The sequence below is a fragment of the Undibacterium sp. GW821-FHT11H02 genome, from assembly GCF_058808015.1.
In genome coordinates, this window is record NZ_JBXARG010000021.1 from 83,092 (window position 1) to 94,730 (window position 11,639).

Annotated in this window: 8 protein-coding genes and 1 other RNA gene; 2 read left to right on the forward strand and 7 right to left on the reverse strand. The window is 43.9% G+C overall.

The genetic code is table 11. The annotated features are described in order from the left end of the window. Window positions 1-274 precede the first annotated feature (274 nt). Window positions 275-373: signal recognition particle sRNA small type (ffs, locus tag AC1RR2_RS18115), an RNA gene on the reverse strand. A gap of 69 nt (window positions 374-442) precedes the next feature. Next, a complete protein-coding gene (gene ubiD, locus AC1RR2_RS18120) occupies window positions 443-1,927 on the reverse strand; it encodes a 4-hydroxy-3-polyprenylbenzoate decarboxylase (RefSeq protein WP_493223676.1) in 1,485 nt (494 codons plus the stop codon). Window positions 1,928-2,444: 517 nt separating this feature from the next. On the opposite strand from ubiD, the gene AC1RR2_RS18125 reads away from it, so the two are divergent. Further along, window positions 2,445-3,446, forward strand: a complete 1,002-nt coding sequence (locus AC1RR2_RS18125) for a transglycosylase SLT domain-containing protein (protein WP_493223677.1) — start codon at window positions 2,445-2,447, stop codon at window positions 3,444-3,446. Window positions 3,447-3,525: 79 nt separating this feature from the next. Here the strand turns inward: AC1RR2_RS18125 and AC1RR2_RS18130 are convergent, their stop codons facing one another. Continuing rightward, window positions 3,526-4,458 carry a LysR substrate-binding domain-containing protein gene (locus AC1RR2_RS18130; protein ID WP_493223678.1) on the reverse strand — a complete coding sequence of 311 codons (933 nt, stop codon included), beginning with the start codon at window positions 4,456-4,458 and terminating at the stop codon, window positions 3,526-3,528. Between the two features lie 321 nt (window positions 4,459-4,779). On the opposite strand from AC1RR2_RS18130, the gene AC1RR2_RS18135 reads away from it, so the two are divergent. Beyond that, complete coding sequence (locus AC1RR2_RS18135) at window positions 4,780-5,166, forward strand: DUF3224 domain-containing protein (protein WP_493223679.1); 387 nt, start codon at window positions 4,780-4,782, stop codon at window positions 5,164-5,166. Between the two features lie 141 nt (window positions 5,167-5,307). Here AC1RR2_RS18135 and nusB read toward each other — a convergent pair whose 3' ends face one another. The 4 genes from nusB to AC1RR2_RS18155 form a co-directional block, all read right to left on the reverse strand. Further along, window positions 5,308-5,769: a transcription antitermination factor NusB gene (gene nusB, locus AC1RR2_RS18140; protein ID WP_493223680.1), complete on the reverse strand. Its 462-nt coding sequence runs from the start codon at window positions 5,767-5,769 to the stop codon at window positions 5,308-5,310. A gap of 69 nt (window positions 5,770-5,838) precedes the next feature. Continuing rightward, entirely contained in the window at window positions 5,839-6,339 is a 501-nt protein-coding gene (gene ribH, locus AC1RR2_RS18145; protein ID WP_493223681.1) for a 6,7-dimethyl-8-ribityllumazine synthase, read from the reverse strand. A 65-nt stretch (window positions 6,340-6,404) separates the two neighbouring features. Continuing rightward, window positions 6,405-7,520: a bifunctional 3,4-dihydroxy-2-butanone-4-phosphate synthase/GTP cyclohydrolase II gene (ribBA, locus tag AC1RR2_RS18150; protein WP_493223682.1), complete on the reverse strand. Its 1,116-nt coding sequence runs from the start codon at window positions 7,518-7,520 to the stop codon at window positions 6,405-6,407. Between the two features lie 347 nt (window positions 7,521-7,867). Beyond that, entirely contained in the window at window positions 7,868-11,131 is a 3,264-nt protein-coding gene (locus AC1RR2_RS18155) for an amidohydrolase family protein (RefSeq protein ID WP_493223683.1), read from the reverse strand. Window positions 11,132-11,639 lie beyond the last annotated feature (508 nt).

Here is an 11,639-nt window from a genome sequence, read left to right on the forward strand (position 1 = left end):
TGTCATAAACAGTAGGCTCAATTAAACAGCATCGCCTAAACTGACTTCCAAAGCTGCTGCATTTTAAAGAAATTTATCAAACTCCGCAGCAGCTATTTTTATGCGTCTATTTAATTGCACCTAGTCGATAAAGTTGCTGTACACAAGACGGCATCAGGCAGATCTAACAAAAGAACTGGCATGTACAAAATAATCGCAAAGAAAAAGAAGAGGAGAAAAAAGTTTACTGATATGTATTGCACATACTCAAACTTGAACTGACTTAAGGGAGAAAAGAGGCGAGCCTGATCTGCGGCACTTACGGGAAATGACTGTGGCTGCTTCGTTCCCGACCTGACCAGATTGGTCACGCCGCAATGCGCAGGGGCCCGCCAGCCACAATTATAGCGCATTGCGTATCATCCGTGAATGAAAATCAAAAGAACAAATGTGTATCCCTCAATTACAATCCAAGCTCTTGCCAGATATGATCAATACGCTGCTTCACTTCTGGCGACATCTGAATTGTGGTTCCCCATTCGCGCGTAGTCTCCCCTGGCCATTTATTAGTGGCATCCAAACCCATTTTGCTGCCCAAACCACTGACCGGTGACGCAAAATCTAAGTAATCGATAGGTGTATTATCAACCATAGTCGTATCACGAATTGGATCAACTCGGGTAGTAATCGCCCATATAACTTCTTTCCAATCGCGAATATTTACATCCTCATCCACAACGATGATGAACTTGGTGTACATGAATTGACGCAAGAAACTCCACACCCCAAACATCACTCGTTTTGCATGCCCGGCATAAGACTTTTTGATCTGCACCACCGCCATACGGTAACTGCAGCCTTCTGGCGGTAAATAGAAGTCCATTATTTCTGGAAATTGCTTTTGCAGAAGAGGAATAAAAACTTCGTTAAGCGCAACACCTAACACCGCGGGCTCATCCGGTGGTTTGCCGGTATAAGTAGAGTGATAAATAGGGTCACGTCGCATCGTAATTCTATCTATCGTAAACACAGGAAAACTGTCTTGTTCATTATAGTAACCAGTATGATCACCGTATGGCCCTTCCAGTGCATGCTCGTAACCACTAGGATGAGACTCATCAGGATAAATATGTCCTTCCAAAACAATCTCAGCGGATCCAGGCACCCGCAATTCACTTCCAATTGCCTTCACCAATTCGGTACGACTACCACGCAACAATCCGGCAAACTGATACTCCGACAAACTATCAGGCACAGGTGTCACTGCACCCAAGATAGTCGCAGGATCGGCCCCCAAAGCAACTGCGATCGGATATGCTTGCCCTTTAGTTGCCAATGCATGCTCGCGAAAATCTAAAGCGCCTCCCCGATGTGCCAACCATCGCATAATCACTTTATTTCTAGATAAAACCTGCTGCCGATAAATACCTAGATTCTGACGTTTTTTATGCGGGCCTTTCGTAATGACCAGCCCCCAAGTAATCAATGGAGCCACATCGCCAGGCCAGCAATGCTGTATGGGCAAACGTGCAAGGTCAACGTCACTCCCTTCCCAAACAATCTCCTGACAAGGCGCACTACGCAATTCCTTCGGTGCCATATCCCAGACCGCCTTAACCAAAGAACCCAGACCTAAAATATCTTTAAATCCTTTGGGTGGTTCCGGTTCCTTCAACGAGGAGAGTACCTGTCCAATTTTGCGCAACTCGCTAATGTCATTCGCGCCCATTCCCATCGCAACGCGCTTAGGCGTTCCAAACAGATTCCCCAACACCGGTATCGTATGTCCAGTAGGTTTGGTAAAAAGCAGCGCCGGCCCTTCCATCCGCAAAGTACGATCACAAATCTCGGTCATCTCAAGAAAAGGAGAAACTGGCGTAACTATTTGTTTTAATTCATTTTGTTGCTGCAACTGGGAAATAAAATCCCTTAAATCTGTATATTTCATATTTTTTTACGAATTAAAAGATCTTAAAAATTTGTACAAAAACCCGAGGCAAGTAGTTGATTTTATTAGTATTTGCTGCGATGCAGCACGATTCTTTATATCTAAAAGTAGTTATTTTTAAATTCTATAGTATTGACTCGATATAAATGCCCCCCTACAATTCGCCCAACTTTAAAAACCACTGAATTGATTCACAGTAATTTTTTGAGGTTGTTTGAATATACATCAGTTTATCTCAATCAAACTTCTTCATATTATGGGCATCGGATTCCCATCCCTGAGTAAGGACAACAACTCTCCTTACTACAAACTCAGGCGAAAGCCTCAATCCGAATTTCGTTGTTCATCCTTTTTTGCCATGCCATTGCAAGACACAAAAGGATGAAAAACTCCGGCGCTTTGTGATTATGTCGCATCCGACAAGATCAAGGGCGATGTTTCTGATTCGATGAAGTTGCTTCATGAACTGCCCTGCGGCTTATTGCAGGTAGTGCTTCTCGATATTTCAGGAGGTTGTATGCTTCAAAATTTAATGCCAACAACGCGAAGTTCAAGTAAGAGTCTGCCCTCTGAAAAAGAGATGACTCGCTTGCTCGCTCAATCTATGTCTCACAGTAATACAAACAAATCTAGCATCACAAAAAATAGCCAGTCCAAAGCCAATAACTCAGCCACCTTATTGCACTTCACATCAGGATTTGGCCTGATCGCGGTGTTACTGTTAGTGTGCATGTTTTTCAATCCTAGCCTTGCCGATAAGTTTCGCGCAATGTCGCCCTTTGCTGCTGAAGAACAAGCCAGCATGGAAAATCGAGCTGAAGCACCTGACTTAACCATGCTCATGGCAACACCACAACTCATTTCTCAAGCAAATGCCAGCGAAATTGAAACCAAAGCGGATCTCGAAGCTAGCACCAACTACAAACTGATAGGCAATCAACGCCAACAGCAATTAGTCACAAATTGGCTAGCTAAACGCTATCGCGTTGCCAATGATGCGATTGATATGCTAGTTTCAGCGGCTTACCTGACTGCACAAGAAACCAAATTAGATCCTCTCCTGATTCTCTCCGTAATCGCGATCGAATCTCGCTTTAATCCTTTTTCTGAGAGCCCCGTGGGTGCGCAAGGATTGATGCAAGTTATGTCTAAGGTGCATCAAGACAAATTCTCTGAATTAGGCGGCGTCAAAGCTGCTTTAAATCCTGTTGCAAACATCAAAGTCGGCGCAATGATTCTGAAAGAGTATGTAAGCAGTGCTGGCTCCATTGAAGCAGGTTTGAAGCGATATGTTGGTGCTTCTGATAATGACACGGATGGCGGCTACGGACATTTGGTTATATCGGAATATAAACGATTGAAAGATGTCGCCGCCGGTAAATCAGTATCGATTTTTTCGACCACGGCGCGGCCAACTTTAATTTCACGCCCACAAGAGCCGACCGAAGAGAAACGCGATAGCCTGACACACAATAAAGAAGTCAAAGCAGTCGCTATAGATCAACTTGCTGGCATCTGAAAAATACCGAAGCAACATAAATTAGCCGCCACAAATAAAACCAACGCAGCGTTTAATTTCGCTGCGTTTTTATTTGCGCTTACAAAGAATCATTCAATTTAGTTCTTGCATCAAAACCAAAATCATATTCGGCGGCCACTTTCACCACCGCATCACGAAAATCATGCATTAGCTGCGAGCGTATACCACCACTGGGATAGGCCAAGACGTATTCGTAACTAATTTCACCCGCAAACGGCCGTACAAGCACACCGTGCTTTTCCCAAATCTTGGCTGCAAACGGTTCTACGATAGATAAACCTAATCCATTTGCTACCATCGCATAGCGAGTATGTGAGGTATGCGTTTTAATCACGTTTCTTGGAACGCTACCCGCCTCATTCAAACTCTGTTGTTCCTTCTCGTAATTTTGCGAAATAATAGGTACCCAACCTATCATGTTTTCCCCATGCAAATCAGAGGGATAAATCATTTCTTTATTGGCTAAACGATGTCCAACTGGCATCGCACAGGAGACGTTCACACGCAAAATCTTCTCGATTTCCACACCGGCAAATGCCGGAAAATCCAAAGCGATGGCCATGTCGACTTTCATATCCTGCAAACGCACCAAAATTTCTGGTCCATTACAGGTATCGACGGTGACAGGTACATCAGGATGATATTTGAAGAATTCCTTCAGTACCAATGGCATTAAAGTCGTCGATAGCACGAAAAGACAAGCCACGGAAATACCTTCCGGCGCTTCATTACGGATATTGGAGGCAACTTGGCTTAAGCGTTCCAAACCCAAAAAGTTTTCTTCAACCGCACGAAAAAAACGAACACCTGCAGTGGTCGGTTCTAGCCGCCCCTTGGAACGATTAAACAGGCGAAATCCGAGCGAGTCTTCTAAATCAGAAACCAACCGACTAATAGCTGGCTGTGTAATATTCATCTTGCGCGCGGCGCCAATACTGGTTCCTGCGACCATCAAACAACGGAATGCTTCAATTTGTCTAAATTTCATCATAATTAATTTATCTTTAAGTTAAAATAAACTTTAAACAACGTGTGGCTTATAACAAATTCACATAGGTAATGTAATTTTGTGACTAGACATGATACGTGAAGTTTGAAATACTGAGAAAAAATGCTTCAATAAGAAATAAATGTTTCGGTAACAAATGCCTATCAGAGAAATGTCAAAGAACAATTCCAATAGTGCATTCAATATAAAAATAAAAGTATAAAAATACTCAAAAGATGATCTTATGACTATGCACTAGCCTTTTCGGCGCATGTCATACCTATCAAGAATTTATTCTTTTGAACTGCTTTGGGGGAGAGCAACATGCTGGCATGCGGTACGGTAAAACTATTCGGATTGGATGAAAAACTCGATATCAACACGGGTTTACGACGCTCCAAACTCACACACCATTATTTAGGCGATATTGAAGCAGAGTCTCGCTTTGAATGTTTAGCCTTTGCGGGTGCATCAGGCAATTCTAATTTTGTCGGACTTGAATATCTTTCAGGCCGAATTGGTGACCGTGTTGGCGGCTTTATTTTGCAACACATAGGCACAGTTAAGTCAGGGCTTTCGATCAGTACCTTAAATGTGATATCTGGCTCGGGCACAGGCGATTTCGCAGGAATTAAAGGTCATGGGCGCACAACCTGGAGCATGAGTGGAAATGACACTTCGCAAGTTTTGCTTGAATACAGTTTTGAATGATACGATTTCATTTCGGTTTCGCAGCAAACTTAGTTCCATACCAACTAAAAGCAAAAAAGCCCTCAATTCGAGGGCTTTCACATGCATTGAACTATAAACGTACGGATAAAACCAACTAAACCAATTAATAAAATAATTCGATTATTTTGCGTTGATTTCAGTTACACGAAGACGTGCCGCCAATTTATCTAAAACGCCGTTAACATACTTGTGTCCATCTTGCCCACCAAATGACTTAGTCAATTCAACCGCTTCATTGATCACTACCCGATAAGGTATCTCTATATGATTTTTCAACTCATAGGTGCCGATTAACAAAGCAGCGTGTTCTATTGGAGACAATTCAGCAATACCGCGATCTATAAATGGAGCGAACTCTTCACGTAATTGTATCGATTGATTAATAGCGCCATGCAGTAAAGCGTCAAAATGTTCGCGATCAGCTTTATCAAAGCCATGTGCTTCGCGAATATGGGCGTCAATCACGCCAGAATCCTCATTATTCAAAAGCCATTGATAAATGCCTTGCAGTGCAAACTCACGGGCGCGATGACGCGGTGAGCGATTTTTGCTTGGATTCGCGTGTTGGGTATTGGATGTCATGCTAATTCCTATCTTTATACTTGCTATCTTTGCCGTCAACTTCTACCTTTGAAGAAGTCCAGCACACATTTATTCTTGTTCGTAATTGATGTCTTCTGTTGCTTCAGCCAACTCTTCTAAGGCCAAAGTTAAGTTTGCCATTTCTACCGCGACACGGGCTGCATCTGCGCCCTTTTCGCTCATACGAACTTCTGCCTGCTCATCGTTCTCAGTCGTCAAAATTGCATTGGCAATTGGAATTCCCGTATCAAGCGCGACACGTGTAATACCTGCACCTGATTCATTCGATACTAGCTCAAAATGATAGGTCTCGCCGCGGATCACTGCGCCTAGAGCAATCAGCGCATCAAATTGATGCGTGGCTGCCAATTTTTGCAATGCTAATGGGACTTCCAATGCACCTGGAACTGTCACATGCAAAATGTCCTCATTCATCACGCCTAAACGATTCAATTCTTGCAGACAAGCGTCTAATAATCCGGCACCAATATTCTCGTTGAAGCGAGCTTGAACAATGCCGACACGTACGCCAGCGCCATCTAAATTTGATTCATAATGTCCGACTGTCATTTTGTTTTCCTTTCAGCTTGTAGGCTGAGTTTATTTATTCCATTGAATTCGTAAAACCAAAATGCTTAATTCGATTTTGGACTATCCAAATAACCCGTTACTTCCAAATTAAAACCAGTCATCGAAGGCATCTTGCGAGGATTTGCCAATAAACGCATACGTCCAACGCCAACATCCTTCAAAATCTGGGCGCCAATCCCGTAGGTGCGCAGATCCATACGTGCGGCGCGACCTTGCGGACGTTTTTCTGGTGTGGTCAAAGCATTAAATTGCGCAAACAATTGCTCGGCTGTCTCCTCGCAATTTAGTAAGACCATTACGCCATTATCAGACGCTTTAATCGCCTCCAAAGCACTGGCGATATTCCAAGAATGAGTGGAAATCTGACTCTCTAACAGATCCAAAATCGATACCGGCTGGTGCACGCGCACCAAAGCTTCTTTTTCACTACTTACATTGCCATGCACTAAAGCCAGGTGAGCAGAATTGCTAGGCAAATCACGATAAACGATCGCTTTAAACATACCATGTACCGTCTGCATGTCGCGCTCTGCAACACGCTGCACCATGCTTTCATTCTGACTACGATAGCGGATCAAATCGGCAATCGTGCCGACTTTTAGATCATGTGTTGCTGCGAATTCCAATAAATCCGGCAAACGCGCCATAGTGCCATCGTCTTTCATAATTTCACAAATCACCGACGATGGATTCAAGCCTGCCAATTCCGCTAAATCACAACCAGCTTCTGTATGACCAGCTCGCATTAAAACGCCCCCCTTTTGCGCTTTCAATGGAAAAATGTGGCCAGGTTGCACTATGTCATCCGCAGTCATTTTGGGATCGACAGCTACCTGTATCGTTCTAGCACGATCTGCTGCTGAAATGCCGGTTGTCACCCCCTCCGCTGCCTCAATCGACACGGTGAAGTTTGTTCCATATGCAGTGCCATTACGTGACGACATCATGGCCAGATTGAGTTGATCGCAGCGCTCTTCAGTCAAGGTTAAACATATCAATCCCCGGCCATATTTCGCCATAAAATTGATCGCTTCCGGCGTAACAAATTCGGCCGCCAGCACCAGATCACCTTCGTTTTCTCTATCCTCTTCGTCCACCAAAATCACCATGCGTCCTGCGCGTAGTTCTTCGACGATTTCTTGTGTATTCGATAGTTTCATTGATTTTTTCCAGCGCAAATAGCGGCAATTTGACTCACTATTCGCAATATTTTGATGATAGCCCTCTATTCTAAAGGATTTAGCCACGCTTGAAGGTGCATCGTGCGTTCTTTACTGCCTTATTGATATTAAAATCTCATTTTTTCTGATTTAAATACATAAAACCTCTAAATTTTTGTTTTCGTGACTTAGATATTTTTTTTGCGTTTTATGGGGGAGCCTAGATCACGATACTCTCCACACAGCGATGCGCACCGCGAAGTTGACCACATAGTCAAAACAAAAAATGCCGCGATAAACACGGCATTTTTGTACTATTTACATTAACTGACAGTCAAAAAACTTAATCAGTGACCATGTCCTTCACCATAGGTTTCGGCATTCACAGGCATATTACCTCCATTTTTTCCTTCAAAAAATAAAGACTTTCTGACTTTACTGCGCACACCAATTTCATTCATGGTGTTCACATCATAGAGGCGACCGTTAATCATCACTTGAGTGATCTGATCTGACTGGCGGATATCTTTCAAAACATCACCGCTAATAATCACCATATCCGCCAATTTACCGACCTCCAGCGAGCCTATGTCCTTGTCCATTCCCAAATATCGTGCGCCATTTATCGTCGCCGCACGAATCGCTTCTAATGAGCTCATACCACCACGAGCTAGAGTCCACATTTCCCAATGCGCACCCAAGCCTTCACGTTGTCCGTGCGCACCCATATTGACCGGGACTCCCGCACGCTGCAGCTCGGTCGCGGTACGAGCAACATTAAATACGTTAAAGTCTTCTTCGGGTGCTGTCTCACGACGTACGCTGCGAGGCTCCAACACTGAACGTGGAACATAACGCGATAAGATAGGATGTTTCCACACATCGGTGCGAGCATACCAATAGTGCTCACCATCTAAACCGCCATATCCGACGATCAAAGTTGGGGTATAACCCACCTGAGTCTGTGACCACAATTGCTTCACGTCGTCATAGGCATTTGCAACCGGAATGGAATGTTCTACGCCGGTATGACCATCAATTACCATCGTCATATTGTGTTGGAATAGAGAACCACCTTCTGGCACAACCATCATGCCTGTTTGGCGAGCTGCTTCCAAGATCTGTTGACGTTGTTCACGACGAGGTTGATTGTAACTTTTCACAGAAATTGCACCGGATGCCTTGAGGCGTTTCATATGGGTCAATGCATCGTCAAGATTATTTACGACAGCACTAAAATTCGCTTTTGCACCATACAAAATAGTTCCGGTCGAAAATATTCTAGGCGCAACCACGTTACCCGCCTTTTGCATCTCACTGTGAGTGAAGATTTCTGCTGTGTTATTCGATGGATCATGAATTGTGGTCACACCAAATGCCAAGGAAGCAAAATCAACCCAGCTTTGTTGTGGAATCACTTGCCCCTCACCCATGCCACCATGCCAATGCACATCAACCAATCCTGGAATAATGGTTTTGCCCGTCGCATCGAGTTGTTTCGCGCCCGATGGAACCGCCACACTATCCACTGTGCCGATGGCCAAAATGCGATTGTCTTTCACCACTACACGCGCATTCTCAATGACTTCATCGCCTTTCATTGTTACGACACGTGCACCTGAAATCACCGTCACACCAGTCGGCTTATCAGCATTCGCGCGGAAGCCAATTTTCACTCCATTTTCAATTGGCTTTGAAGTTTCTTTTGCGGCACCTGGAACGAAATTGAAAGCATCCATCAACGTGCTTGTAAATAATTCATCACCCAAAGCAAAATGCAATTTTTGACTGTCGCCGGACCAATGCAAATAGTCTCCTGCATTCACATCCAATTGCTTAACAGGTAAAGCATCTACTTTCGCCCCCACACTGATTGGTTTGCCTGCCATCGGCATAGGCATTACATAGGCATGGAAACGCTCATTAAATGCCAACCATTTTCCATTTGGAGAGATTGAAAACGACGAGACGAAATCACCTTTCGCGACCGCGACATCCTCCGTTTTATCCAAGGCAACACGAAACAATGAAGTCGTCCAATCAACCTCGCCGGAATACTTGGTACGGGTCAAATAAACGGCATCACTCTCACTCGAAAATTGCGGGGCGTTACCATCATCAGCGATTTTTCGAGGCAATGATTTTCCGTCTGCGGCCACTGCGAAAACGCCAGTTTCTAAACCATGCCAAGGTGAGGTTAGATAACCACCGCGTGCCTTTACAAAAACCACTTGTTTGCCATCAGGCGAAATTGCGACATCAGTAAATTTCCCAGGCTCTTTGGTCAATACAATTTCCTGACTGTTGCGCAAATTCAAAACGCGTACACTGCCTAATTTCTCGTCGTCCCAAGTCGTGTAGACAACGGACAGACCATCGCGAGAAAATCGCGGGAAATATTCAAAATGGTCAGTTTGTTTGGTCAATCGACGTGGCGTACCGTTTGGCAAATCACGGATATACAAATAGCCCATTGCAGAATAAACAACCTTATCCTCTTGCGGAGCAACATTAACCCAACGCAACTGCTTCACGTCAAATTGATCGCTACCAACAGCTGTTTCAAAACGCACAGCAGGTCTGATCTCACGCGTATCTTGAATATGAAACGGAATCTCTTTAGCCACTTGAGCAAACGGATCTACACGCCATATTTTGCCCTTCGCCCAAACGACGAGTTGTTTCGCATCAGGCATCCACGAAAAAGCTGGATACACACCATGGATTGCCCATGCTTCTTGCATATCACGCTCTAAATGGCTCCAAGCAGGAAATTCTTCGCCTGTCTTCAAATCTTTCAAAAACAATGTCGATTGATTACGGACTCGGCGTACAAAAGCCAAATACTTACCATCAGGCGAAGGAGTCGGGCGAACCGCACCGCCAGCGCCACTTACGAATGGAATAGTTTTTCCATCACGCAAGTCTTTTCTAAAAATTTGATAAATTTGACCATTTGAATCTTTGTTATATTCAAACGCCGTTCCACCTGTCGTATCTTGAGAGTAATAAACATAACGACCATCAGGTGAAAATGCTGGCTCTCCCAAGTCCTTTTGCCAATTTGGCTTTTCATTAATTTGAACACCAGAACCACCGCTGGCATGGAACATCCAAATTTCGCCAGAGCCTAAAGAACGCGTACCAGAATAATGTTTACGCGCAGCGATAAATTGTCCATTTGGATGCCACACAGGGTTATTTAACAGACGAAAGTCTTCTTTTGTTACTGCATGAGGATTGCTACCATCAGCATTCATCACCCAGATATTGTCGCCACCGCCAGCGTCTGACATATAAGCAATTTGTTTCCCATCAGGAGAAAATCGTGCTTGCATCTCCCACGCCATAGAATGAGTCAAGGCTTTCGCTTCTCCACCAGCGATCGGCATAAGATACAGATCACCAAGCACATCAAAAATAATTTGCTTGCCGTCTGGGCTGACATCGACACTCATCCAGGTACCTGAATTTATGTCCAATTTTGCCGTCTTACTTTCACCAGGTGGACTATTCACATCCCATTTCTTTTTAGGTGCATCTGCTGCGCCTGCGAACGTGGATATTGCTATGAATGATGCAGCAATCACATTGCGACTAATTGTTCGCATGAAACTCCCCCAAATATTATCAAAATAAAAATCAAGTATGCATTTGAATTGGCATTTCAGTCAATTTGTATTGATTTTGACTTACTGATAGCTATGACAAAAGGATCGAGAACTTGGTTCAAGTATATCTAGCGAAACATTAGCAAAATAAGCGCTATACCAAGTCTTTAAGACCTGTCTTTGATTAAAAATTAGGAGAAGGATACATCTCCGCTGTTAGCGATAGAAAACAGGAAAGAAAAGGAAGAACCTTGAAACTGAAAAGGTGGCCGTGACCTTTAGACATTCAGACAAACTTTATGAGGTGAGGAAGAAGTCTTAAATAGATATCATCTCAACCTAAGGTAGAAGGCGTTAGACCATATCCAAAGTCGTAGAGGAGGATATTGAACAAATCACATTCGAGTAAAAAAGCAAAAGCCCCGTATTCTGTGGAGAATACGGGGCATGCTGGAATAAAAGCCTGACGATGACCTACTTTCACACTGGTTGCAGCACTATCATCGGC